Consider the following 25,306-nt stretch of genomic DNA (forward strand, 5'->3'; position numbering starts at 1 on the left):
TTATGTAAGTGCCTGTGCAACTCCAAAATTAATTCCATTGATAGTGCCATACGAGGTTGATTCCAAGGTCAAGAGATTGATCCAAAGCAACGATATCAGTGCCTTCAACCGCTTGTAAACGCCTTTTTAAATCAATCACAGATTTGACTTGAGCAAGATTAGATTGAGCAAATATTCGAAATTCAAGTGTCGTACCCTTGGCACTGTGTAGCTGCACCTTTTGAATACCTGCAATGGTTTGTAACATGGCTTGGATTTCAACATAGTCTCCAACCTGCGTAACCTGATCAATTCGTAATATGGCACTTTTCCTAGCCTCGTCGTTTAAGCTTTCAGCCCCCGTGTCTAGTGCAAATTTTTCAACTAGACTGGCTGCTAAGCGATCCTCTAAAGGCTCCACCAACACGGCAATATCAGTTCCTTGAGAAGACCATTTTTGTTCCACATCATCTAACCAAAAATTCCAGTCTACGCGCCATAATTTTTGACTGTCTTGGAACATGAGCCCGACCAGCACCGCATCAGCTTGATATCGACTAGAAGCCCGAGTGATGGTGTCTCTAAACACACCCCACAAGTCACCTGCATTAATGGACAATTGATCCTCTAAGTCGAGCAAGGGCCATAATAGTGGCATACCCCGCAAATGTGCTTGTGACATGATTTGAGCGACCATGGGGTGGCGGTTATCATTGACAATCTGCCTAATACCTTGAGTATCTTCTACCAGCCAAACTAATACTCCAGCGCGGTCTTTGCCCCAAATGAAGTGACCAGATTCACGAATCAATTGGTCAACCTGCAGGCTATCAAACGCCAATTCAATGACGGCTTGGGGTTGACCGTTTTTCAGTAGCTCAGTACCAAAGGAAAAACGCTGTAAATAAGACTCTGGGTTGCGCAAAGCAGCTCGCACTTTGGGGTGAGTTAAACTCTGAGTTTGCCCAGTGACTTTAACTAAAACTTGGGCTAAGCCCATTTTTTTCGCCCTTAGCATTTGCTCAGGGGATTGGTCTTCCACTTGAATGGCAGCGTCATAAAGGCCATCAACGACCAAACTAAAGGCTGGCAAAGGCCACAGCAGTAAACCTATACAGGTTATTTTTTGCAGTGCCTTTAGCACTAAACTAAGTAATGTTCGCGTCATATAATATCTTTGTTAACCATTAAGTTATGTTGCTTTTAATGTTTGAAGTAACTCAGACCTCACTATAGTCAATATGGCCCATTGCCGCTAGCAAGAAAAGTGCAAAAAACCTCGAAACTTAACCTCTAAGCGGGTGATGAAACGCCAGTAGAGTGATAAAATAGCCAAAGTTTAAATTAACTCCCTAAGGTCACCCCCTGCCATGAGCACTGAAGCCCCTACTAATTCTCTAAGCTACAAAGATGCTGGCGTCGATATCGATGCAGGTAACGCCCTAATTGAGCGTATCAAAGGCGTTGCCAAGCGCACCCGCCGGCCTGAAGTCATGGCTGGACTTGGTGGATTTGGAGCATTATTTGAACTTCCAAAAGGCTATGACGAGCCAGTGCTTGTGTCTGGCACTGATGGCGTTGGTACCAAACTAAAACTGGCCTTAGAATTGAACCGTCACGATCACATCGGTATTGACTTAGTCGCCATGTGCGCCAACGATTTAATTGTTGCTGGTGCAGAACCTTTATTCTTTCTCGACTATTATGCCACCGGTAAACTCGATGTTGAAATTGCAACTCGAGTCATCACGGGCATTGGCGAAGGCTGTGCCCTTGCTGGAGCTTCCTTAGTTGGCGGTGAAACGGCAGAAATGCCTGGGATGTACGAAGGAGAAGATTATGATCTTGCTGGGTTCTGTGTAGGAATTGTAGAAAAGAGCAAAATTATAGACGGTACCAAGGTGGCCCCTGGTAATGTGCTGATTGGTCTCCCAGCTTCTGGCCCCCATTCCAATGGATACTCCCTTATTCGCAAAATCATCGAAGTCAGCCAGGCTGATTTACAACAAGACATCGGTGGTGTCAGCCTAGGTGAGGCCCTGATGGAGCCTACCCGTATTTATGTAAAAGCCTTATTAACACTATTTAAGCAAGTGGATGTAAAAGCCTTATCTCATATCACAGGTGGTGGTTTACTTGAGAATATTCCGCGGGTTTTACCTGCAAATAGTGTTGCTGTAATTGAGACTCAGTCTTGGCAGCAGCCCGCTGTATTTAATTGGTTGCAAAGCCAAGGTAATGTGACCGACACTGAAATGTACCGTACCTTTAATTGCGGTGTGGGCATGGTCATTGTGGTAACCGAAGAAGACCAAGCCCAAGCACTATCCACCCTAGCTAAAGCAGGTGAAAGTCCTTGGGTAATAGGTCATATTCAACAAAATGACGGCTCCCAAGATGCTGTTTTAATGCGCTAAACCCGTCTTTGGACACGCTCATGCATGAACAATCATTACACCAAGTACCGCGTCTTGTGGTCCTTATTTCAGGTGGCGGTAGTAACTTACAAGCGCTCATTGATGCTATTTCTATGGGCTCAATTGATGCGACCATTGAATTAGTCATCAGCAACAAAGTTGATGCTTTGGGTTTAGCTAGAGCTCATAAAGCTGGCATAGAAAATCGAGTCATTAATCACCTAGAGTTTGGTAGCCGCGAGGCCTTTGACAAGGAACTCACACACGCCATTGATGACAAGCAACCCGATTTGGTGGTCCTCGCTGGTTTTATGCGAATTTTTACGCCTCAATTCACCCATCATTACCATGGCCGCATGCTTAACATCCACCCTTCGTTGCTGCCACAATTTAAAGGCATTAATACTCATGAGCGGGCCATAGAAGCAGAGGTTGCTGAGCATGGCGCCAGTGTGCATTTTGTTTCTAGTGAACTTGATGGGGGTCCTATGGTCTTACAAGCATCAGTGAGCGTACTAAGTCTGGATTCACCTAAAGTTTTAGCGGCTCGGGTCTTAGTGCAAGAACACTTAATTTACCCCATTGCCATTAAATGGTTCTGTGAGGGCCGGTTAAAGCTGCAAAATAACGCTGTGTTAATGGATGGTCAGCTATTGCCAGAACAAGGCATACAATTTCAGTCCTGACTTAAATGTGCTCGATTAATATTGCAAGGAAATGAAATGCTAAATATTACCAACAAATTGTGTAAGCTCCCCAGCGCCTTTAGCCTGATGCTCATCTTGTTATGGAGTCACAGCAGCCTAGCTCAGTTAAGACCTTTTCAAGCGATTTATACCAGCCAGTGGGATTTAGGTATTAGCCTATCTGGCCAAGCAGAACGCAGTCTAATTAAGAATGATGATGGAAGCTACCGACTCACGACTGCCGCGAGTGCGATGGTAGCTTCTTTGACCGAATCCAGCCTGTTTCAATTTATTGATGATCAAATTGAGCCTGATCACTATACCTACCAACGCAAAGTTTTAAACAAAACACGAGATGTAGAGGTTAAATTTGACTGGCCTAATAAGAAAGTTAAGAACACTGCTGGGGGTTCCGATTGGTTGATGGATATTGTACTGGGCACACTCGATAAACAAAGTGTGCAACTGCTCCTGCAGCTGGATTTAGCGGCCACTCCTGTCATTAATGGTAAAACGTATGCTTACCAAGTAGCCGATGGTGGTGAGCTTAAAATCTATCAGTTTATTGCTGATGGCGAAGACCTGATTGAAACTCCCCTTGGCAATTACAAGTCTTTGCGCATTAAACGAGATCGAGGTGAAGGTTCAGATCGAGAAACTTGGATCTGGTTTGCACCCGATCTAGATTACAGTATCGTGCGTATTATCCAAAAAGAAGCAGATGGGAAAAGCTACCAAATCGATTTACAGCAGCTGACTTGGCTTGATGGTTAGCGTAAATTCAGGCGTGAACAGCTTGCGCAAAACTTGGTAAAGCAGTTCGCACCTAAGCGCAAATTTAGTTAAACTACAGATTAATTAAAGCTGTTACGTAAGGATATATCTTGGCCTCTTCAAATCGTTTTGCGGTTTTTATCATAGCCGCTGCTGCCTCTGTAGGCAGTCATGCCAGTCAATTCCAAGAGCTTTTCCAATTGGCACAGGCCAATGATCCCAGTTATATCGCTGCCCAACATACGCTTAATTCTAAATTAGAAATTATTCCTCAAGCGAACAGCGCATTCATGCCAAAGATTAGTGGCAGCGTGAACGAAAGCCAATCCTTAAATGCTGGAGCTAACATCCATACCTATGGGGTTAAAGTAGCGCTGCCTCTGAGGTTAGATGCGTTTTATAGCCTCAAAGTAGCAGAGAAAATGGCTGCTGGGGCGCGCATTAACTTTGAAAAAACACATCAAGATCTTATTTTCTCTGTGATTAATCGTTATGTTGCTGTGATCAAACAGCAGCACCAAATGTCTTCAAGTTTGGCGGAAGTTACCGCTGTGGAACAGCGTTTAAAACAAACACAACAGCAAGTTGATCTGGGTATCAGTAGCATCATAGAACTGCAGGATGTGAAAGCTAACTTTCAACAATTGCAGGTGAACTTATTGCAGGTTCAACAAGACTTAAGCTTAGCCCGTGCCAACCTTGAAAATCTAACTAATCAGACACTACCCCCAAAGCTTCCTGCTCTAGCCAGCAGCTTCAATGCTGCTAGTTTGGTCGCTATTGATTCTTTGGAAAACTGGTTTGAGCTAGCACAAAATAATAACTTAGACATTGCCCACAACAAGTTGGCCGTTCAGCAGGCCTACCATAACTACCAAGGTAAGGATGTGGGTTTATACCCAAAAGCCAGTATCAGCATGTCACAAAACTACAGCAGCAGCACTGGTACTAGCCAGTTCCTTGCAGTGGGTGTAACGGGCACTTTCTTTGACGGTGGTTTGAATCAATCTCAGACTAACGAAGCTAAAGAAGCTTGGTATGCCAGCCAACAACAAGGCCAAGCTCTGCTTAAAACGACGCAACAAGAAATTAGGCGTTGGCACCAAGCTTTAGATACAAGTCGGCAACAGATTCAAGCCCTAGCGCAGTTGAACAAGGCTGTGCAGGCCTCATTAGACGGAAAAAATACAGAATATACCTTAGGTTTGAGAGACATTAGCGATATTTTGGACGCAGAAAAATTAGTTTTTTCGGCTCAACGCAGTTGGGATAATGCAAGACTTGACCTAGTGTTAAATCAATTACGCTTAAAACGAGCCAGTGGTTTGTTAAATGGTAGCGACTTAACTCAACTGGACCAATGGTTTAACTAATTTCAGAGATTAGTTCAGCCACTTTGGCGTTGGGATTTTGTTGTAAAATTGCCAACAGGTCTAATAGGGTTTTAATAGCCAAGCGTGGATTGAGGTAATATTGCGCGCCATATATCGTGCGACATTGAAGCATAAATTGCCATAAGCCCATATCGTCAATCAGATAGTTTTTAGCTTCACCGTAGGCCTGCAGATGGCGTAACTTGTGCAACAACTCATCCATTTCTGTTTCTTGCAGCGGTTGTAACTCAATCACAGGTCCAGATACATCGATCAAACCTGCTTGCGCCAGACGATTGAATGCAAGCCTACTCTTCAGAGCTGGCATGCTATAAAGGCCTTTCTTCTCATCATAAACAAATTCAGGGGTACCTAAAAATACGAAGCCCATGCCATGGACTTGACCTTGCAAGCAATCATTAACAATATTAAGAATTTCATTAAAGTTATTGATACGAGTCTGCTTGTGGCTTAATTCATGCAATGCCACCATCTCGTCTAAACAGATGAGTAAGCCGGGATAACCTGCCATACGCACGAATTGGCAAAGCATTTTTAAACCACTGAAAAAATTACGATAGTCTATAATACTGCGCACACCCAAAGCAGCTTTAGCGTCAGTCAAATTAGTAAACTCACCTCTTAGCCACCTTAATGCTGTGCTTTTTAATATATCGTCTTGCTGTTCCAAAGCATGGCAGTAACGCTGAATGACTGTGATAAAGTCAAAGCCTCCAGCCAGTTCTTCAAAATCTTTTAAGCGCTGAGCTATATGAGTTTCTGGGGGCACATTATCGATATGGGCTTCACGCAAGTTGGTTAAGATAAAACGCTCTACGATGTTGATTAAAGCGCTACCGTTAGGCCTTGCCTTGGTGCTAAAGGAGCGCACTATTGCTGAGTATAGATTGCGCGTCTCCCCCGTTTTTGCTTGCAGCCTTTTGTCTGGAGAAAGCGTAGCAGTCCCTACGACCAAACCCTGTTTAATCCCGTGTTGCCTAGTGAGTTCGCCAATAAAGGTTTTACCACTGCCATAATTGCCTGTCACAAAGCGCACACAAGAGCCACCTTTGGCAATGTGCAGTATGTCTTTGTCCAAGGTTTCTAGCTCACCTTCCCTGCCAACCTTAATTAAGTCTAAACGATCTGCAGGCACCACGCCTGCCCGCAAAGACTTTAAAACTTGGTCACATTGCATGGCAGAAAGTTGGCTCATGATTTAACGTTCCATTTAACCGTCTTGATCTATACGACTGGCTACAGCACTTTGTTGATGCTTATATTTAGCATCTACTCGCTTGTTATAAGGCCTAAGCGCTGGACTGGAGAGGGTTTCAAAATTTATAGCCCCAATAGTCATGTTGGGTTTTAATGCTAAGGGTAACTTACCACTGTTAAAACACTCTAACACAATCGCCCCACTCCAACCTGGATCAATGCGATGCGCCGTGACGTGGACCATCAACCCTAAACGTGCCAAAGAAGAGCGCCCATCTAGCCATCCCACGTGATCATCAGGAATAGTAATCGACTCTAAGGTTACAGCCAGCGCAAGTTCACCAGGATGAAGAAAAAAACTTTCTCCTTCTGTAATCACAATTTCTTCGCTCATGATGGCTTCAAGGGTACTATTAATTTTTTCCCGACTGGCGCTAACGTCAACAAATGGACGGGCGTGATCCTTAAACACACGAAAACTATTACCTAAACGTAGGTCGACACTGACCCCCGTAATTACGCTATCGTCTGGCCGTGGCTCAATGCCAATTTTTCCAGCGTTGAGGGCTGCTATAATGTCTTTATCACTTAATCGCATCTTATTTAGTCTTCATCTACACTGATGCTAGGCATGGCTTGGTGAGCCCCATCAAGCTTGGCTACGAGGGTATGTGCAAGCTGCACATAGGTTTGTGCAGCAGCAGAAGTGGGTTCAGCCACTACTGATGGTGTACCGCCATCTACAAGGATGCGAATTTCCATACTCAATGGTAGGCTAGCCAAAAGTTCAGTGCCATACTCTTGCGCTAATGCAACGCCACCGCCGGCACCAAAAATAGCTTCTTCGTGACTACATTGACTACACACGTGAGTGCTCATGTTTTCCACCACACCAAGCACAGGTACATTCACCTTTTTAAACATTTCAATACCCTTACGGGCATCAAGCAAGGCTAAGTCTTGAGGTGTAGTGACGATCACCGCACCCGAAACTTGGGCCTTCTGGCACAAAGTTAACTGAATGTCACCTGTACCTGGTGGCATATCAACAAACAGGTAATCCAATTCTCCCCAGTTAGTCTGCAGCAGCATTTGCTGTAATGCCCCAGCCGCCATTGGACCACGCCACACCATGGGCGAGTTGGCATCCACTAAGAAGGCCATGGACATGACGCTCACACCATGGGCTTGGATAGGAAGGAACCATTTTTCTTGCATCGTTTCTGGGTGGTTACCTTCAGCAATGCCTAACATCAGGCCTAGGCTTGGACCATAAATATCCGCGTCTAACACACCAACTTTAAAACCTGCTTGCGCCATGGCTAGCGCCAGATTAACTGTGGTAGTAGACTTGCCTACCCCACCTTTACCTGAAGCTACGGCAACGATGTGTTTGATATCTTGTAAGCCTTCTGGTCTTGTATCGCTCATTTTATGTCCTATTAATTGCGTTTATGCAACACCACACCGCATTCAGCATGGTGAGTGTATGGAAATTGGTCAAATAAAGCCAAGCGCTTTAAGTCATGGGTTTGTTTGAGTTCTTGTAGGTTATCCAGCAAAGTTTCTGGATTGCAGGAAATATAAATCACCTGATCAAACTGTTGCACTAAAGCTAATGTTTCAGCATCTAAACCCGCCCTTGGAGGATCGACTAAGATGGTTCCAAAATCAAAACTTGATAAGTCTACTTGAGCCAAGCGTCGAAAGGGGCGCACACCCGCCAATGCTTGAGTCATTTCTTCACTCGACAAGCGCACTATAGTGACATTATCAATGCCATTTTCAGTCAAATTAAAGTGTGCAGAGTTGACCGACGATTTGGCAATCTCTGTAGCCATTACTTTACCAAACTGAGCCGCTAAAGGCAGTGTGAAGTTGCCATTACCGCAATACAACTCCAACAAGTCAGGCTTAGTTCCCAAACCAAATCGTTCGATGCTGTCGCAGGCCCAAGTGATCATTTGCTCATTGATACTCGCATTGGGTTGGGTAAATGCATTCTCGACCTGCTGATAGTGATACTTGCGGCCTCTGATCTGCAAGGTCTCCATAATATGACCCATGCCCAACACATGCTTTTGTTTGCGTGCACGACCAATAATATTGATACCCAACTCAATACGCAAGGTATCAGCCAACAACAACCAATCATCCCCTAACTGCTTATGGTACAGCAGGCTGACTAATATTTCGCCTCGCTGACTGCTCAAAAAATCTATTTGAAATAGCTTTTTGCTCAATACAGATGATGCTTTGATACCTTCTAATAACGGCAGCATTAGCGCATTAATGCGCTCGCTAGCTTGAATAAAGGAGTCAATCCGAATGGGTTGATACTTATTCCCGGGAGGAAACATGGCATAAAATAGATCATCTCCCTCATGCCACATGCGAAATTCAGCACGCATGCGATAATGATCTGGCCTTGATGGAAATACTTCCAAAGCAACATCTGCAGAAAAGTCACCCAACTGGTCAAAATGAGACCGGATATGTAAACTTTTCGCATCTAGCAAGACTTGGTATTGCTGCGGTTGTATGGGCTCAATGGCCAAAGACCTACTCCTTGAACGCGGTACTGAAATCAGGCTGGATTATAACAGGCCAATTGGGCATAAATACATAATCCTATGCTTCTAAGAAGAGAAACTATAGGCGTTACCGCCAATGTTTTGTACAATAGAGGCTGAAACATCAAATCCATTATTATGCGCTTCATTTAGCGCCTTAAGAAACTCGAATTAACCCATGACCAAAACAACTGATCGCGAAATACTTGTTACCAGCGCCTTACCCTATGCCAACGGTTCCATTCATATTGGTCACATGCTGGAGTATGTGCAAACAGATATATGGGTTAGATTTCAACGCCATATTGGCAACACCTGCCATTATGTCTGTGCTGATGATGCCCATGGTACTGCCATTATGTTGCGTGCAGAACAAGAAGGTATTACCCCAGAGCAGTTAATCGCTAATGTGCAGGCCGAACACGAGCAAGATTTCAAAGATTTTCAGGTGTCTTTTGATAACTTTTACTCCACTCATTCACCTGAAAATAAAGACTTCTCAGAGTACATTTATAAAGCCTGTGAAGCCAAAGGCCACATTGCCTCGCGCACGATTACCCAAGCTTTTGACCCAGAAAAACAACTGTTTTTAGCAGATCGATTCATTAAGGGAACCTGCCCTAAGTGCAAAACCCCAGATCAATATGGTGATAATTGTGAAGCTTGTGGAGCCACCTACTCTCCAGCTGAGTTAATTGAACCTAAATCTGCTATTTCTGGAGCTACGCCAGTTCAAAAAGAATCCACTCACCTATTTTTTAAGCTACCTGACTTTGAAAACTTGTTAAAAGATTGGACTCGCAGTGGCAGCTTACAAAGTGAAATTGCTAATAAGCTTGCAGAATGGTTAGATTCTGGCCTACAAGAGTGGGATATTAGCCGTGACGCACCCTACTTTGGGTTTGAAATTCCGGGTCAAAAAGACAAGTTTTTTTATGTCTGGTTGGATGCTCCAATTGGTTATATGGCAAGTTTTAAGAATTTATGTGATCGCAGTGCAGACCTTGACTTTGACCACTATTGGAACAAGAATTCGACCACAGAGCTTTATCACTTTATTGGTAAAGACATCATAAACTTCCATGGTTTATTTTGGCCTGCCATGCTGTATGCGGCTGAATTCCGTACCCCAACGGCTGTCTATGCCCATGGCTTTTTAACGGTAAATGGGCAGAAGATGTCTAAATCACGTGGTACCTTTATCAAAGCAGGCACCTATCTTCGCCATCTTCAACCCGGGTACTTGCGTTATTATTTTGCTGCTAAATTGAACAACAAAGTAGATGACTTAGACTTAAACTTAGACGATTTTGTGCAGCGCGTAAACTCTGACCTAGTGGGCAAAGTAGTCAATATTGCCAGTCGCAGTGCGGGCTTTATTAGTAAGAAATTTAATGGTCAGCTTAGCCCTTTAGTGAGTGAACCTGAATTACTCAAAGCCTTTGCTAATGAACAGCATACCATTGCCGAATATTATGAAAAACGTGAGTTTGGTAAAGCCATTAAAGCCATTATGGCCTTAGCTGATCAAGCTAATCAATACATCGCAGATAAAGAACCGTGGGTTTTGGCTAAGCAAGAAGGCATGGAACAACAAGTACAAGACATTTGCTCAACAGGCTTAAACATGTTCCGCACATTAATGATTTATTTAACACCTGTGTTACCCATAATGTCCGCCGATGTGACTAAATTCCTCAATGATGACCTAGCTTGGGCTAGCCTAGATACGCCCCTCATTAACCATGGTATTGAGAAATTCAAGCCTTTAATGACTCGTATTGATGCTAGTCAAATCGAGGCTATGCTTGAGGACTCTAAGGTTGAAGTGGCAAAAGAACTTGCCCTCAAAGCAAAATAAGGCAACCAGACGAATAGACGAGGCAAGGGTAGCGACCAAAGTGAGAAAGAAACGTCAACCATGTTAAAAAACCGATCTATTTAAATGCATTTAATATAGACCAACAAAAAAGCCACCCTTGGGTGGCCTTTTTAATGACTATCGGTCAGTCGCAATTAAGACCAACCTGTCACTTCTTTTAATGCCTTACCAATTTCAGCGAGAGAGCGCACAGTTTTAACACCCGCATCATTGAGGGCCGCAAACTTTTCATCAGCTGTGCCTTTACCGCCCGAAATAATGGCACCAGCATGGCCCATCCGTTTACCTGCAGGAGCAGTGACGCCAGCAATGTATGAGACCACAGGCTTGGTGACGTTAGCTTTAATATAAGCTGCCGCCTCTTCTTCTGCAGTACCACCAATTTCACCGATCATCACAATCGCTTCTGTAGCTGGATCTTTTTCAAACAATGCCAATACATCAATGAAGTTAGTGCCTGGGATAGGATCTCCACCTATGCCTACGCAGGTAGACTGGCCATAACCTGCATCTGTCGTTTGTTTAACGGCTTCGTAGGTTAAAGTGCCAGAACGAGATACAATGCCCACCTTACCTGGCAAATGGATATGGCCTGGCATAATGCCGATTTTACATTCGCCTGGGGTAATAACTCCAGGACAGTTAGGGCCCACTAAACGAACACCTAATTGATCACAAACGACCTTACACTCCAACATATCTAGAGTTGGAATACCTTCGGTGATGGCAACAATAAACTTAATACCTGCGTTTGCAGCTTCAAGGATCGAATCCTTACAAAAAGCTGCTGGCACGTAGATAACAGAAGCCTCAGCACCAGTAGCGGCAATGGCTTCACTCACCGTATTAAAAACCGGCAGACCCAAGTGCGTTGTGCCACCTTTTCCTGGTGTCACACCGCCCACCATTTTTGTACCGTATTCAATGGCTTGTTCAGAATGAAAGGTGCCCTGACTACCCGTAAAACCTTGGCAAATTACCTTAGTGTGCTTGTCAATTAAAATGCTCATGCTTGACCTCCAGCTGCAGCAACCACTTGTTGAGCTGCACCGCTCAGACTGGTAGCAGCAATAATATCAAGGCCACTTTCAGCCAGCTTTTGACTACCCAATTCGGCGTTATTACCTTCCAAACGCACGACTACTGGCACACTTACGCCTACCTCTTTAACGGCGCCAATAATTCCTTCTGCAATCAAGTCACAACGCACAATACCGCCAAAGATATTGACTAACACAGCCTTTACACTGTCGTCAGACAAAATAATTTTAAAGGCTTCGGTGACACGTTCTTTGGTTGCACCACCCCCAACATCAAGGAAGTTAGCGGGGAAACCCCCATGCAAGGCCACAATATCCATGGTGCCCATAGCCAAACCAGCACCATTAACCAAACAACCAATGGTGCCATCTAAGGCCACATAGTTTAAATCCCACGAAGCAGCATGGGCTTCACGCTCATCATCTTGACTTGGGTCGTGCATGGCTTGAATATCTTTGTGACGATAGACCGCATTACTATCAATAACAACCTTGGCATCTAGGCAATGTAAATCACCTTGCTCAGTCACTACTAGAGGATTGATTTCCAACAACGCTAAGTCTTTGTCTTGGAACAATTGAGCCAAACCAATAAAAATCTTAGTGAACTGACTGACCTGCTTGCCCTTAAGGCCTAACTTAAATGCCAACTCACGTCCTTGGTATGGCTGAGCTCCAGTTAGGGGGTTAATTTCTGCCTTTAAAATCTTCTCTGGCGTTTCTTCGGCTACTTGTTCAATTTCTACACCACCCTCAGTAGATGCCATAAACACAATGCGCTGAGTACTTCGATCCACCACAGCACCCAAGTAAAGCTCTTGGGCAATATCGGTACAGGGTTCAATATAAACCCTCGAAACAGGCTGACCATCCGCATCCGTCTGATAGGTTACCATGCGTTGACCTAACCACTTATTGGCAAAATCAGCAGCTTCTTGCTTAGAAGAAATCAATTGCACACCGCCTGCCTTACCGCGACCGCCTGCGTGAACTTGAGCCTTAATTACCCAACGATCCCCTGGAATTTGATCCAGTGCCGCCATAGCTTCCGCTGCCGTATCTACGGCAATGCCAGTAGAGACGGGCAAACCGTATTGGGCAAACAGTTGTTTGCCTTGATATTCATGAAGATTCATTGTGATGCCTGTTTACTTAAATTTAAAATTAACCTGAATACTTATTTTCTTTTTTTCCTGTTAGCCATATGGATGGCATGGCCATCTACAGCTAACGCTGCCTCATGAATGGCCTCACCCATTGAGGGGTGAGCAAACACTGTAAGCGCTAGATCTTCAGCACTTGATCCAAACTCCATCGCAATAACCGCCTGAGCAATTAATTCAGACGCGTTACCACCGATAATGTGGCAACCTAATATGCGATCTGTTTCAGCATCAGCAATCAACTTTACGAAGCCCTGCGTGTCATTGGCTGCCATTGCTCGGCCTGAAGCTGTAAATGGGAATTTCCCCACTTTAATGGCCACCCCTTCTGCCTTTAATTCTTGCTCTGTTTTACCCACCCATGCTAATTCTGGATGAGTATAGATAACCCATGGAATACAGTCATAATTCATCAAGGTTTTATGACCCGCAATAATGTCTGCAACCATCATGCCCTCTTCCGAAGCCTTATGAGCTAGCATGGGGCCTCGAACGATATCACCAATGGCATAAACCCCAGGTGCATCAGTTTTACAACGCGTACTCACGTGCACAAATCCACGCCCATCTACAGCGACTCCTGAGTCAGCTGACAACAGGCCCTCAGTGTACGGTTTACGACCAACAGCAACAATCAACTTATCGAAAGTTAGGGTCTCAGAGTCGCCATCGGCCTTTTTAACGGCGACTTTAACTTCGTTATTAGCAACTTCAGTAGAGGTTACCAGGGCACCAAGGCGAATATTCATGCCTTGTTTCTTTAAACACTTAGCTGCTTCTTTTGATAAATCCTTATCAATGGTGCTCAAAAAGTTATCCATTGCCTCTAGGACAACAACCTCACTCCCTAAGCGTTGCCATATGGTACCCATTTCCAAACCAATTACGCCAGCACCGATGATACCCAAGCGTTTAGGCACTTGCTTGATACTTAATGCGCCCACGTTATCAATAATAATATCTTCAATTAAGGGCGCTGAGGGGATAGTTACAGGTACAGATCCTGCGGCCAAAATAACGTTACCCGCTTTTAAATGGCTTTCGCTGCCATTAGCAGCGGTCACTTTAACCCCACGATCTTTTTGTAATTGACCCGTACCATGAATTAAGGTCACACCATTGGCTTTAAATAAACCCGCCACGCCCATAGTGAGATTGTCTACAATGGTATTTTTACGAGCTAGCATAGCGGCAACGTCTATTGAGACTTCACCCGTGTTGATGCCATGAGATTCAAATTCATGTTTAGCGTCGTGGAATTTATGTGTTGAATCTAATAACGCTTTTGAAGGAATACAACCAACATTTAAGCAAGTTCCACCTAAAACGGGAGCACCTTTGTCATTGGTCCATTTTTCCACGCAGGCGGTCTTTAAACCTAACTGCGCCGCTCGAATTGCGGCTACATAACCACCAGGGCCACCACCAATAACCACCAAGTCAAATTCTTGGGACATAATATTTCCTCAGATTTTGTGCCCACGCTGGATCACAACGTAAACTTAAATAAACACACGGGCTTAGATCTCAAGCAATATCCGCGCTGGGTCTTGCAGTAATTCCTTAACGGTAACTAAGAACTGAACTGCTTCTTTACCATCAATCATTCGATGATCGTATGATAAAGCTAAATACATCATTGGTCGGATGACCACTTCACCATTTTCTGCCACTGGACGATCTTGAATTTTATGCATACCCAAGATTGCAGTTTGAGGGGCATTTAAAATTGGAGTCGATAACAAAGAACCAAAAATACCACCATTAGTGATGGTAAAAGTGCCACCCTGCATTTCTTCCAAAGTTAACTTACCAGCTTTAGCTTGGTTGGCTAAATCTACAATACCTTTCTCAATATCAGCCAAAGTCATTGCTTCTACATCACGCAATACTGGCACCACTAAACCACGATCAGTGGACACCGCCACACTCACATCCTGATAAGCGTGATAGACCATGTCATTGCCATCTAAGGATGCATTCACCGCTGGATAGCGTTTCAAGGCTTCTGCTGCAGCCTTCACAAAAAATGACATAAAGCCCAATCGAGTGCCGTTGTGAGCTTTTTCAAACTGCGCCTTATATTGTTTACGCAATGCCATAATAGGTGACATATCCACTTCGTTATACGTGGTTAACATGGCGGCTTCGTTTTGTGCAGACACTAAGCGTTTAGCAATGGTGGCGCGTAAACGCGTCATAGGCACACGACGGGACGTACGATGCTGCGGACCAGAAGAAGGCGACACCATTTGGTTTGTACTTTCTTTGGGCATTTCTTTAGCCATAGGTGCTGGTGCTGGCGTTACTGGCGCTACTGGGGTCACCACAGCCACTGGGGTTGGATGCTTCAAGTAGTTAAGGACATCTTCTTTGAGTAAACGACCGCCTTTGCCCGTGCCAGTGACCTGCGTGGCGTGCAGGTTATTTTCGTGCAGTAACTTACGCACAGCGGGGCCACTCGAATCTGGCTGATCAGTCGCAGTGGCCGCACTTGGCCCTTCCTCTGCCTGAGCAGGGGCTGCCGCACCCGCAGTAAAATGAGCAATGACTTCATTACTCAGCACTGTACCGCCTTCGGCTACAATAATGTCTGACAGGCTTCCATCAGCAGGGGCAACCACTTCCATCACGACCTTATCCGTTTCAATATCAACGATTAAATCATCGCGCTTACATGCCTCTCCTGGCTGTTTGTGCCAAGTGGCAATGGTACCGTCTGCCACAGACTCAGGAAAAGATGGGGCTTTAATTTCAATAGACATGGTTTATCTCTTCACTTTAATAATGGTTAGGGTCTGCTCAACAGACCCGTTCATGATTCTAATCCCAAGGCTTGGGCTACTAAATGCTGTTGCTCTTCTAAATGTACCGACATATAACCGCATGCCGGGGCTGCAGAGGCAGGACGTGAAGAAACAATCAGATTTAAATCAGTGCGACCTAACTGAATGACTTTTCGCATGTGGTGCTGACTACAATACCAAGCACCTTGGTTTTGTGGTTCTTCTTGACACCACACTACGAGTTCTAGATGCGGGTACTGGGCTAATACATCCGCTAGGTTCTGTTCAGGGAAAGGGTATAGTTGCTCAATACGAATAATAGCCACATGATCTAATTTTCCTAAACGACGTTGTTCAAGTAAATCGTAGTAGACCTTGCCACTGGTCAACACTACCCGCTTAACTGCACTTTTATCAAGGTCATCGACCTCATCAATGACATTCTGAAACTCGCCATTAGCGAGCTCATCAAGACTAGAAATAGCCATTTTATGGCGCAATAAACTCTTAGGTGACATCACGACCAGAGGCTTACGCATTGGACGCACTACCTGCCTGCGAATCAAATGGAATATTTGAGCCGGCGTGGTAGGCACACAAACTTGAATATTGTGTTCTGCGCATAACTGTAAAAAACGTTCTAAACGGGCAGACGAATGCTCTGGGCCTTGACCTTCGTACCCATGGGGAAGCAGCATCGTTAAACCACACATACGACCCCACTTGTGCTCACCACTGGTGATGAATTGGTCAATCACGACTTGGGCCCCGTTAGCAAAGTCTCCAAATTGCGCTTCCCATATGACTAAGCCTTCTGGCGCCGTTGAAGCATAGCCATACTCAAACGCCAATACAGCCTCCTCTGATAATAGAGAATCAAAGATCGTGAAATCGGGTTGTTCATCTGACAAGTTCCGCAGAGGAACATAAGCACCACTGCCTTTTTGATCATGCAAAACAGCATGCCGATGGGAGAAAGTACCACGACCCACATCTTGCCCAGTTAGGCGAATGGGATACCCTTCCTCTAACAATGAGGCATAGGCCATAACTTCAGCAAAGCCCCAATTGATTTCTGCAGCGCCTACTGCCATTTTTAAGCGGTCATCAAGAATTTTTTTCACCTGACGCTGAACCACAAAACCTTGCGGAACTTGGTCTAAACGCTGACCTAGATCTTTAAGTAAGTCTGCAGATACCCGTGTATCTCCTAGCGCCGTCCATTCATGGTTAAGGTAAGGTTTCCAGTCCACAAACGAACTTGAGTCAGGTGTTGAAACCAATGCTTTGGCAACGTGTTTGCCATTATCAAGCGCATTGCGGTATTCATTTTGATACGCTGCAATATCTTCAGCTGAAATCACACCTTCAGTAACGAGCTGCTGTCCATATAGTGTGGCTACAGTTTTTTTCGCTTTAATGGCGTTATACATCAAAGGCTGCGTGCCTGACGGTTCATCAGCTTCGTTGTGACCACGACGGCGATAACACACAAGGTCAATGACGACGTCTCGTTTGAACTCGTTACGATAATCTAAGGCTAGTTCTGACACGAAGGCGACTGCGTCAGGGTCATCTCCGTTAACATGAAAAATGGGCGCATCAATAAATTTAGCAACGTCTGTACAGTAAGGCGTAGTGCGGGCATCTTCTTTTTTGCTGGTCGTAAAGCCAACCTGATTATTAATGACAATATGTACCGTTCCACCCGTTTTAAAGGCCCGAGTTTGGGACATTTGTAAGGTTTCCATAACCACACCTTGGCCTGCAAAGGCGGCGTCTCCATGCAAACAAATGGGCAATACCGTGTCCCCTTGTGTATCTTTGCGGCGATCTTGGCGGGCTCTTACAGATCCCTCTACGACTGGATTAGCAATTTCGAGGTGTGATGGGTTAAATGCTAAGGCCATGTGAACTTCGCCACCGGGGGTATTAACATTAGTCGAAAAACCTTGATGGTACTTCACATCACCAGAGGTATTCAAAGGTCGTTTACCTTCAAATTCTTCAAATAGGTCGACTGGATTTTTACCAAAGATATTGATTAATACATTGAGTCGACCTCGATGAGCCATACCAATAACAATTTCTTTAGCTTTGCTGCTACCTGAGCGCTGAATAATATTGTCTAACATAGGAATGAGGCTTTCACCCCCTTCAAGACCAAAGCGTTTAGCACCAGAAAAACGAGCACCTAGGTATTTTTCTAAGCCTTCTGCAGCAATCAAGCGTTCAAATATATGTTTGCGCTTTTCTGCCGTATGGGTTGGATGACTGCGCACTGACTCTACTCGCTGGCGAATCCAGAGCTTTTCATCGGTATTAACAATATGGCTATATTCGCAGCCGACGGTTGAGCAGTAGGTTTGCTCAAGCCCATCAATAATTTCTGACAAAGGCATTTCTTCTTTGCCTAAGTAGGATGCACCAACTTGGAAAACTGTGTCTAAATCAGCTGCTGATAGTTCGTGAAAATGTAAATCAAGAGTAGGAACTATCTCTTTGGGCTTGAGATTTAGCGGGTCTAGGCTCGCAATTTGGTGGCCGTGTAATCGGTATGCATTGATGAGTCTTACGACTCTCACCTGTTTGCGCTCATGATCGCTGCTAAGGCTCGCCGTTTGGACAGGATGTGATTTGCTTTGGTTTTTACCTAAAAGAACAAAGTGCTCTTTTACTATCGAATGAGGTACGTCCCCACTGATCGAGTCTGGCACCCGAGGTAGTTGATCGAATTCTTGCCGCCACTGCTCAGGAACAGCATTGGGGTCACGTAAATAGGTTTCGTACATTTCTTCAATGTACGCAAAGTTGCCGCCAGAGAAATGAGACTCACGCCTCTGTTGCTCCATCACGCTGTCTTGCATTCAGTATCACCAATTTTTGATTGTGGTTAAACCTTAACCAAACACGACCATTATAACCTTTAATGCGGCACATGGTTAAGTCTCAATACCAAACTTTAACAAACAAATAACCCTCAGAGCGCTTTATAAGCGCACTGAGCTTATTTGTGGTTTTGTTTAGGTGGCTCTGGTCATGAGCATATTACGAATATGTCCAATGGCCTTGGTTGGGTTTAACCCTTTTGGACACACCGTGACACAGTTCATAATGCCATGACAACGGAATACGCTGAACGGATCATCTAGACCTGCTAAGCGCTCTTCCGTTGCTGTATCACGGCTATCCGCCAAGAAACGATAAGCCTGAAGTAAGCCGGCTGGCCCAATAAACTTATCTGGATTCCACCAAAATGAAGGACAGGCGGTAGAGCAACAAGCACAAAGAATGCATTCGTACAAACCATCCAGCTTGGCACGATCTTCAGGCGTTTGCAGACGCTCAATACCTGGGGCTGGGGTATTATTAAGCAAAAATGGCTTCACCTTTTCGTACTGCTTGTAAAACTGATCCATGTCAATAACTAAGTCGCGGATCACAGGCAAAGCCGGTAATGGGCGTAACACTAATTTATTGTTTTTGACGCAGGATGACAAGGGCGTAATACACGCTAGGCCATTGGTGCCATTGATATTCATACCATCAGAGCCACACACGCCCTCACGACACGATCGACGATACGTAAGACCACGATCTTGAATTTTCAACAAATTCAAAACATCTAAGACCATTAAGTCTTTACCTTCAGTATCAACTTCAAAGTCTTGCATGTATGGCTTCGTATCAAGCTCTGGATGATAGCGATAAATACTCACTGTTAACATATCACTACTCCCTAATAAGTACGAATTTTAGGTGGAAAAGCATCCACAGTTTTAGGTGTAAAATTCACATCTCGCTTACCAAGACGTTCCTCTAAAGGATAATACACTGAGTGTTTCAACCAATTTTCGTCATCCCGCTCAGTGAAGTCATTACGTGCATGAGCGCCTCGACTTTCTTTACGTTGCTCTGCTGAAATAGCGGTAGCAAATGCAACTTCAAATAAGTTTTGCAACTCCAAGGCTTCGATGCGGTCTGTATTAAAAGCACCCGTTTTATCTTGCAGATGAAGGTTGGACACTTTGGTCCTAATTTCACGCAGTAACTCCAAGCCCTTTAGCATACTTTCACCTTCGCGAAACACCCCAAAGTATAACTGCATCGTTGTTTGCAGGTCTGCTCGAACTTCAGCAATACTGGCACCTGATTCAGAATTATTTAAGCTATTTAAACGTACCATAGCAGCATCTAAATTAGCTTGACTGGCGGGCTCTGCAGCGTAGCCTTCGCGCATTGATTTCTCAATTTGTATGCCCGCTGCTCGACCAAATACCACCAAATCCAATAGGGAATTACCACCTAAGCGATTGGCACCGTGTACAGAGACACACGCAACCTCTCCACAAGCATATAAACCCTCGACAATGCGGGTTTCTGAGGCAGACTCTGGATACAACACCTGCCCACCAATGTTAGTAGGTATGCCACCCATCATGTAGTGACAAGTGGGTACAACAGGCACAGGTTCAAACACTGGGTCAACATGAGCAAAGGTTTTGGATAACTCACACACCCCAGGCAAACGGCTTTCTAGTACTTCTTCACCTAAATGATCAAGTTTAAGTAACACATGGTCACCATTGACGCCACAACCACGGCCTTCCAATATTTCCATCACCATGGACCGGGCCACGACGTCACGACCCGCTAAATCTTTTGCATTGGGCGCATAGCGCTCCATGAAGCGCTCACCATCTTTGTTAATTAGGTAACCACCTTCTCCGCGACAACCCTCTGTGACCAAAGTGCCTGCTCCAGCGATGCCCGTTGGATGGAACTGCCACATTTCCATATCTTGCAGGGGCAAACCCATGCGCAATGCCATGCCTACTCCATCACCCGTATTAATCAGTGCATTGGTCGTAGACTGGTAGATGCGCCCTGCACCACCAGTCGCTAAGACCGTTGCTTTGGCTTCAATGTAAACAGTTTCTCCAGATTCAATACATATCGCAACCACACCCACGATTGCACCATCGTCATTTTGAACCATATCCACAGCGAACCATTCATTTAAAAAGGTAGTCCCCCCTTTTAAATTACCTTGGTACAAAGCGTGCAATAACGCGTGTCCTGTTCGGTCCGCGGCAGCGCAAGTTCGAGCAGCCTGACCACCCTCACCAAAATTCTTCGATTGGCCTCCAAAGGGGCGCTGATAGATGCGTCCTTCTTCTGTACGGGAAAAAGGTAGACCCATATGGTCCAACTCAAATACCGCTTGAGGCCCCACACTGCACATGTATTCAATCGCATCTTGGTCGCCAATATAATCGGAGCCTTTGATGGTGTCATACATATGCCAGCGCCAATCATCATTCGGATCATTACTGGCAATGGCGCAGGTAATACCACCCTGAGCTGACACTGTGTGCGACCGAGTGGGAAATACTTTAGTAATACAGGCAGTCTTTAAACCCGATTCAGTGAGCTGCAACGCAGCCCGCATACCGGCACCGCCACCACCAATTACGATGGCTTCATAGGACATTTTACGTAAGTTGTTTGTCATGACTTATAGGCCCCAAAGTAGCTGAACACCCCAAATGGTGTAAATAAACATTAATAAACCCACTAGCATTTGAAATGCGAAGCGCACAGCAAAATGTTTTAAGTAATCAGTAGAAATCGACCATAACCCAATCCAGCAGTGTGCTCCCAACGACAAAAGCGCCATTAAACTAAAGATGCGCATGCTAGTGCCATTAAACAAGGTTTGCCACTGGGCAAAGTCTACCTGTGGATTGAGCAGCAAGTAGGCCACCGTGAAAATAGAGTAGGCCGCTAAAATAACCGCACTTACACGCTGTACGAGCCAATCAGCAAGACCACTTCGACCATAACTTGTAATCGTGGTTACCATACCCAAACCCCCGCCAGAACGGCCAGTACAGCCGTAGAGCCAATAACAAATTTTGCTGCATTATTCGCAGATTCAAGTTCTTCGCCATGACCAAAGTCCATAACGAGATGTTTCATACCCGCACTAAAATGAAACCCCAGAGCAGTCAACAGCCCCCAAGTCACAAATTGCGCAAGAAAGTTCTCCTGCAATAGGGCTTGGGCTGACACAAAACCGAGCTCTCCTTCAAGGGACATATCAAACAGATTGAATAAAAATACTAGGCCCACAAACAAAACGACACCCGAAATTCTGTGACTTATCGATATCACAGAAACTAACGGATGTTTGAATGTGCCTAGGTCCAGATTAACGGGTCTTTTATCGCTCACGGTTACCTACTTTTGGCTAAAAAATGAGTTAAACTAAGGCTTCAAAAAATACTCTGGATCGACACCAACATAGCTGCAAGCGTCATGCCGTGGACAAGTATAGGGAGTTGAACCACAGAAAACAACGACACTTTTGTCGTATGTGCTTTTTTTTATTTTGCATAGGCATTCAATAATAGCTAAGCATTGCGTAGCCTTGACTTAATACAAAGCCTTTACAAATGGGCCCGACAAGAGGATCATATACGATTAACTTTATAGTAGTTCCCCACCATATCACCTGTAGTTATAACTACAATCAATATGCCGAATCTTTTCTATGACCCTACTCGGGTAAGTCTAGGGTAAGATAGGCTCCAGTTTTTGGAGGCGGATGGATCTTGCGCGTGATTTTACTTCGTGTTTTGGCCTTAAATAGCTACTTTATCTTCCACCTCTCCAACACAATTTTTAGGAGCCAAGCAATGTCCGAAAAAAAAGCCACTCTGCACATAGAAGGCATGGACCCCATCGAGCTGCCAATCTATTCAGGCACTACTGGTCCAGACGTTATTGACGTGCGTCAACTAGTGAGCAAAGGCCTTTTTACCTACGATCCAGGCTTTGTATCTACAGCGTCATGCGAATCTAAAATTACCTACATTGATGGGGACAAGGGTATCTTATTGCATCGAGGCTATGCCATTGAAGACTTAGCAGCTAACTCATCGTATCTAGAAACCTGTTACCTGCTGATTCATGGCGAGCTTCCAAGTGCTGAACAAATGCACGAATTCGAAAGCCACATCACCAACAACACTATGTTGCATGAGCAGCTAATCAAGTTTTTTAGTGGTTTTCGTCGTGATGCCCACCCAATGGCCATTATGTGCGGCGTCGTAGGCGCTTTATCTGCGTTCTATCATGACCAACTTGATAATGATAATTCTGATCACCGAGAAAAAGCCATCCACCGCTTAATTGCTAAAATGCCAACCATTGCGGCCATGTGTTTCAAATACTCTATCGGCCAACCGTTTATGTTCCCGCGTAATGACCTGGATTACGCTGAAAACTTCTTACACATGATGTTTGGTACACCAACCACTGAAAGTAAAATAGACCCTGTTTTATCGCGTGCCATGGATAAGATTTTCATGCTCCATGCTGACCATGAGCAAAATGCATCAACTTCCACAGTTCGTTTAGCAGGTTCTTCGGGCGCTAATCCATTCGCATGTATCGCTTCAGGCATTGCCGCCTTGTGGGGTCCTGCCCATGGCGGTGCTAATGAAGCCGTGCTTGATATGCTCGAAGAAATCGGTGATGTATCAAATATAGATGCATTTGTAGCCAAAGCGAAAGATAAGGACGACCCATTCAGACTGATGGGTTTTGGTCATCGTGTGTACAAGAATTTTGACCCACGAGCGATAGTGATGCGTGAAACTTGTGATGAGGTATTGGCTTTGCTGGGTGTAGAAAATGATCCATTGCTGCAGATCGCCAAACGTTTGGAGCAAATTGCTTTAGAAGATGAATATTTCATAGAGCGCAAGCTATACCCTAATGTGGACTTTTACTCTGGCATTATTCTTAAGGCCATTGGCATCCCAACCTCTATGTTTACCGTGATTTTTGCCTTAGCGCGCACTGTGGGATGGATTTCTCACTGGCATGAGATGCTTAATAGCCCTTACCGTATTGGCCGACCTCGCCAACTCTATACTGGCGCAACGAAACGCTCCTACCCCATTAAATAAAGTCTTACCGTAAGCCTTACCATAAGCTTTTCTATGGGCCTTTAAACAAGCCACCTACGGGTGGCTTTTTATGGCCTAAAGTATACTACTGGCACGGTCTTTGCTTTATTAAAAACAGCGGATGTTTAGTGGTATTTCTGCACGTCTGTAGCAAAATCGCACCACTATCGACCATAGTTTTTTTAATATGCACTATAATAGTGCAATAAATTTAAGGAGTTTTAGTGGAAACCACAACCAGTGCCGTCGCCACTTTAGTACAAAGTTCCAATACTCTGTTTATCTTGATGGGAGCCATTATGGTACTCGCCATGCATGCAGGTTTTGCTTTTTTAGAAGTGGGGACAGTAAGGCATAAAAACCAAGTTAATGCGCTGGTTAAAATCATGACTGATTTTGGCTTTTCTTGCTTAGCCTATTTTTTTGTAGGTTATTGGATAGCGTACGATCAACACTTTTTTGCCAGTGCCCAAACCTTAAGTGCTGATAATGGCTACCAACTGGTCAAGTTTTTCTTCCTAATGACTTTTGCTGCCGCCATTCCAGCTATCATCTCTGGTGGTATCGCAGAGCGTGCCCGCTTTTGGCCTTTATTACTGGCTGCTGGCTTAACCGTGGGCATTGTTTACCCCTTTTTTGAAGGCATTGCTTGGAATGGCAACTATGGCTTCCAGGCTTGGCTTGAGCAGAGCTTTGGTGCAGGCTTCCATGACTTTGCTGGCTCCGTGGTAGTGCACGGTGTAGGGGGATGGCTGGCGCTGGTAGCAGTGCTGTTGCTAGGCACTCGCAATGGACGCTACCGCAAAGGAAAATTAGTCGCCTTTGCACCTTCTAGCATCCCTTTTTTAGCCTTGGGGTCATGGATCCTTACCATTGGCTGGTTTGGTTTTAACGTAATGTCGGCGCAAACCTTAGACGGTATCAGCGGCTTGGTGGCGGTCAATACACTGATGGCCATGGCAGGTGGTACTTTAGCAGCCTTAGTGATTGGTAAAAATGACCCTGGATTTGTTCACAATGGACCCTTGGCTGGTTTAGTCGCCGTGTGTGCAGGTTCAGACTTGATGCACCCTATTGGTGCTTTAGCCGTCGGCCTCATTGCTGGTGGCCTTTTTGTGTATGCCTTTATCATGACTCAGAACCGCTGGAAGATCGACGATGTATTAGGCGTGTGGCCATTACATGGCATTTGTGGGGCATGGGGTGGTATTGCAGCAGGTATTTTTGGCTTAGAGGCTTTGGGAGGTTTAGGCGGCGTAAGTCTAATATCTCAACTGATAGGCACTTTGCTTGGTGTGAGTGTGGCTCTGATCGGAGGATTGATCGTTTACGGGGGTGTGAAGAAGTTTATTGGCCTTCGACTCACTGAAGAAGATGAATTTAACGGCGCCGACTTAAGCATTCACAAAATCGGCGCAACGTCATTTGACTAACCT

The 25,306-nt window shown here is 44.9% G+C and carries 21 protein-coding genes; 7 read left to right on the top strand and 14 right to left on the bottom strand.

Annotated features, from left to right (window positions below; genetic code table 11):
- Positions 1-28: 28 nt before the first annotated feature.
- Complete coding sequence (locus ABXT59_RS07465; RefSeq protein ID WP_443635216.1) at positions 29-1,147, bottom strand: DUF2066 domain-containing protein; 1,119 nt, start codon at positions 1,145-1,147, stop codon at positions 29-31.
- 202 nt (positions 1,148-1,349) lie between these two features.
- Here ABXT59_RS07465 and purM point away from each other — a divergent pair, with 202 nt between their 5' ends.
- The 4 genes from purM (at position 1,350) to ABXT59_RS07485 (ending at position 5,229) form a co-directional block, all read left to right on the top strand.
- Positions 1,350-2,396, top strand: coding sequence for a phosphoribosylformylglycinamidine cyclo-ligase (purM, locus tag ABXT59_RS07470; RefSeq protein ID WP_443635218.1), 1,047 nt, complete (start codon positions 1,350-1,352; stop codon positions 2,394-2,396).
- A 20-nt stretch (positions 2,397-2,416) separates the two neighbouring features.
- A complete protein-coding gene (gene purN, locus ABXT59_RS07475; RefSeq protein ID WP_443635220.1) occupies positions 2,417-3,082 on the top strand; it encodes a phosphoribosylglycinamide formyltransferase in 666 nt (221 codons plus the stop codon).
- Between the two features lie 36 nt (positions 3,083-3,118).
- Positions 3,119-3,856: a DUF3108 domain-containing protein gene (locus tag ABXT59_RS07480; protein WP_443635222.1), complete on the top strand. Its 738-nt coding sequence runs from the start codon at positions 3,119-3,121 to the stop codon at positions 3,854-3,856.
- A 110-nt stretch (positions 3,857-3,966) separates the two neighbouring features.
- Entirely contained in the window at positions 3,967-5,229 is a 1,263-nt protein-coding gene (locus ABXT59_RS07485; protein WP_443635224.1) for a TolC family protein, read from the top strand.
- Here the strand turns inward: ABXT59_RS07485 and ABXT59_RS07490 are convergent.
- The 4 genes from ABXT59_RS07490 to trmA are packed head-to-tail and all read right to left on the bottom strand — an operon-like array spanning position 5,222 to position 9,005.
- Entirely contained in the window at positions 5,222-6,445 is a 1,224-nt protein-coding gene (locus ABXT59_RS07490) for an ATP-binding protein (protein ID WP_443635225.1), read from the bottom strand. The two genes, ABXT59_RS07485 and ABXT59_RS07490, sit on opposite strands and share 8 nt — an antisense overlap.
- A 15-nt stretch (positions 6,446-6,460) precedes the next feature.
- On the bottom strand, positions 6,461-7,045 hold the full coding sequence (gene dcd / locus ABXT59_RS07495; RefSeq protein WP_443635227.1) for a dCTP deaminase: 585 nt from the start codon (positions 7,043-7,045) through the stop codon (positions 6,461-6,463).
- 5 nt (positions 7,046-7,050) lie between these two features.
- On the bottom strand, positions 7,051-7,878 hold the full coding sequence (gene apbC, locus ABXT59_RS07500; RefSeq protein ID WP_443635229.1) for an iron-sulfur cluster carrier protein ApbC: 828 nt from the start codon (positions 7,876-7,878) through the stop codon (positions 7,051-7,053).
- 11 nt (positions 7,879-7,889) lie between these two features.
- Complete coding sequence (gene trmA, locus ABXT59_RS07505; protein WP_443635231.1) at positions 7,890-9,005, bottom strand: tRNA (uridine(54)-C5)-methyltransferase TrmA; 1,116 nt, start codon at positions 9,003-9,005, stop codon at positions 7,890-7,892.
- A 193-nt stretch (positions 9,006-9,198) separates the two neighbouring features.
- Here trmA and metG point away from each other — a divergent pair, with 193 nt between their 5' ends.
- Positions 9,199-10,881 carry a methionine--tRNA ligase gene (gene metG / locus ABXT59_RS07510; RefSeq protein WP_443635233.1) on the top strand — a complete coding sequence of 561 codons (1,683 nt, stop codon included), beginning with the start codon at positions 9,199-9,201 and terminating at the stop codon, positions 10,879-10,881.
- 155 nt (positions 10,882-11,036) lie between these two features.
- On the opposite strand, the gene sucD is transcribed toward metG, so the two are convergent.
- From sucD to sdhC, 9 genes are all read right to left on the bottom strand, one after another.
- On the bottom strand, positions 11,037-11,912 hold the full coding sequence (gene sucD, locus ABXT59_RS07515) for a succinate--CoA ligase subunit alpha (protein WP_443635234.1): 876 nt from the start codon (positions 11,910-11,912) through the stop codon (positions 11,037-11,039).
- Positions 11,909-13,078 (bottom strand): ADP-forming succinate--CoA ligase subunit beta, encoded by a 1,170-nt coding sequence (gene sucC / locus ABXT59_RS07520; protein WP_443635236.1) that lies wholly within the window; start codon positions 13,076-13,078, stop codon positions 11,909-11,911. Before sucC ends, sucD begins: the two co-directional genes overlap by 4 nt.
- A 41-nt stretch (positions 13,079-13,119) precedes the next feature.
- Positions 13,120-14,562: a dihydrolipoyl dehydrogenase gene (lpdA, locus tag ABXT59_RS07525; RefSeq protein WP_443635238.1), complete on the bottom strand. Its 1,443-nt coding sequence runs from the start codon at positions 14,560-14,562 to the stop codon at positions 13,120-13,122.
- Positions 14,563-14,625: 63 nt separating this feature from the next.
- Complete coding sequence (odhB, locus tag ABXT59_RS07530) at positions 14,626-15,870, bottom strand: 2-oxoglutarate dehydrogenase complex dihydrolipoyllysine-residue succinyltransferase (protein WP_443635240.1); 1,245 nt, start codon at positions 15,868-15,870, stop codon at positions 14,626-14,628.
- Positions 15,871-15,920: 50 nt separating this feature from the next.
- Entirely contained in the window at positions 15,921-18,758 is a 2,838-nt protein-coding gene (locus tag ABXT59_RS07535) for a 2-oxoglutarate dehydrogenase E1 component (RefSeq protein WP_443635242.1), read from the bottom strand.
- Between the two features lie 156 nt (positions 18,759-18,914).
- Positions 18,915-19,619, bottom strand: coding sequence for a succinate dehydrogenase iron-sulfur subunit (locus ABXT59_RS07540; protein WP_443635243.1), 705 nt, complete (start codon positions 19,617-19,619; stop codon positions 18,915-18,917).
- A gap of 11 nt (positions 19,620-19,630) precedes the next feature.
- Positions 19,631-21,406 carry a succinate dehydrogenase flavoprotein subunit gene (gene sdhA / locus ABXT59_RS07545; protein ID WP_443635244.1) on the bottom strand — a complete coding sequence of 592 codons (1,776 nt, stop codon included), beginning with the start codon at positions 21,404-21,406 and terminating at the stop codon, positions 19,631-19,633.
- A 3-nt stretch (positions 21,407-21,409) separates the two neighbouring features.
- A complete protein-coding gene (gene sdhD, locus ABXT59_RS07550; protein WP_443635246.1) occupies positions 21,410-21,757 on the bottom strand; it encodes a succinate dehydrogenase, hydrophobic membrane anchor protein in 348 nt (115 codons plus the stop codon).
- On the bottom strand, positions 21,751-22,128 hold the full coding sequence (gene sdhC / locus ABXT59_RS07555; RefSeq protein WP_443635248.1) for a succinate dehydrogenase, cytochrome b556 subunit: 378 nt from the start codon (positions 22,126-22,128) through the stop codon (positions 21,751-21,753). Before sdhC ends, sdhD begins: the two co-directional genes overlap by 7 nt.
- A 464-nt stretch (positions 22,129-22,592) precedes the next feature.
- Between sdhC and gltA the strand changes: the two genes are divergently transcribed.
- Entirely contained in the window at positions 22,593-23,870 is a 1,278-nt protein-coding gene (gene gltA / locus ABXT59_RS07560; RefSeq protein WP_443635250.1) for a citrate synthase, read from the top strand.
- A gap of 224 nt (positions 23,871-24,094) precedes the next feature.
- Positions 24,095-25,303 (top strand): ammonium transporter, encoded by a 1,209-nt coding sequence (locus ABXT59_RS07565; RefSeq protein WP_443635252.1) that lies wholly within the window; start codon positions 24,095-24,097, stop codon positions 25,301-25,303.
- The last annotated feature ends 3 nt before the right edge of the window (positions 25,304-25,306 follow it).

Source organism: Candidatus Njordibacter sp. Uisw_058 (assembly GCF_047730065.1).
Taxonomy (GTDB): Bacteria; Pseudomonadota; Gammaproteobacteria; order Pseudomonadales; family Balneatricaceae; genus Njordibacter.

Excerpts from the sequence above, each read along its gene's own strand:
- ABXT59_RS07465 (WP_443635216.1), bottom strand. The coding sequence starts at position 1,147 with ATGACGCGAACATTACTTAGTTTAGTGCTAAAGGCACTGCAAAAAATA.
- purM (WP_443635218.1), top strand. The coding sequence starts at position 1,350 with ATGAGCACTGAAGCCCCTACTAATTCTCTAAGCTACAAAGATGCTGGC.
- purN (WP_443635220.1), top strand. The coding sequence starts at position 2,417 with ATGCATGAACAATCATTACACCAAGTACCGCGTCTTGTGGTCCTTATT.
- ABXT59_RS07480 (WP_443635222.1), top strand. The coding sequence starts at position 3,119 with ATGCTAAATATTACCAACAAATTGTGTAAGCTCCCCAGCGCCTTTAGC.
- ABXT59_RS07490 (WP_443635225.1), bottom strand. The coding sequence starts at position 6,445 with ATGAGCCAACTTTCTGCCATGCAATGTGACCAAGTTTTAAAGTCTTTG.
- dcd (WP_443635227.1), bottom strand. The coding sequence starts at position 7,045 with ATGCGATTAAGTGATAAAGACATTATAGCAGCCCTCAACGCTGGAAAA.
- apbC (WP_443635229.1), bottom strand. The coding sequence starts at position 7,878 with ATGAGCGATACAAGACCAGAAGGCTTACAAGATATCAAACACATCGTT.
- metG (WP_443635233.1), top strand. The coding sequence starts at position 9,199 with ATGACCAAAACAACTGATCGCGAAATACTTGTTACCAGCGCCTTACCC.
- sucD (WP_443635234.1), bottom strand. The coding sequence starts at position 11,912 with ATGAGCATTTTAATTGACAAGCACACTAAGGTAATTTGCCAAGGTTTT.
- sucC (WP_443635236.1), bottom strand. The coding sequence starts at position 13,078 with ATGAATCTTCATGAATATCAAGGCAAACAACTGTTTGCCCAATACGGT.
- lpdA (WP_443635238.1), bottom strand. The coding sequence starts at position 14,562 with ATGTCCCAAGAATTTGACTTGGTGGTTATTGGTGGTGGCCCTGGTGGT.
- odhB (WP_443635240.1), bottom strand. The coding sequence starts at position 15,870 with ATGTCTATTGAAATTAAAGCCCCATCTTTTCCTGAGTCTGTGGCAGAC.
- ABXT59_RS07535 (WP_443635242.1), bottom strand. The coding sequence starts at position 18,758 with ATGCAAGACAGCGTGATGGAGCAACAGAGGCGTGAGTCTCATTTCTCT.
- ABXT59_RS07540 (WP_443635243.1), bottom strand. The coding sequence starts at position 19,619 with ATGTTAACAGTGAGTATTTATCGCTATCATCCAGAGCTTGATACGAAG.
- sdhA (WP_443635244.1), bottom strand. The coding sequence starts at position 21,406 with ATGACAAACAACTTACGTAAAATGTCCTATGAAGCCATCGTAATTGGT.
- sdhD (WP_443635246.1), bottom strand. The coding sequence starts at position 21,757 with ATGGTAACCACGATTACAAGTTATGGTCGAAGTGGTCTTGCTGATTGG.
- gltA (WP_443635250.1), top strand. The coding sequence starts at position 22,593 with ATGTCCGAAAAAAAAGCCACTCTGCACATAGAAGGCATGGACCCCATC.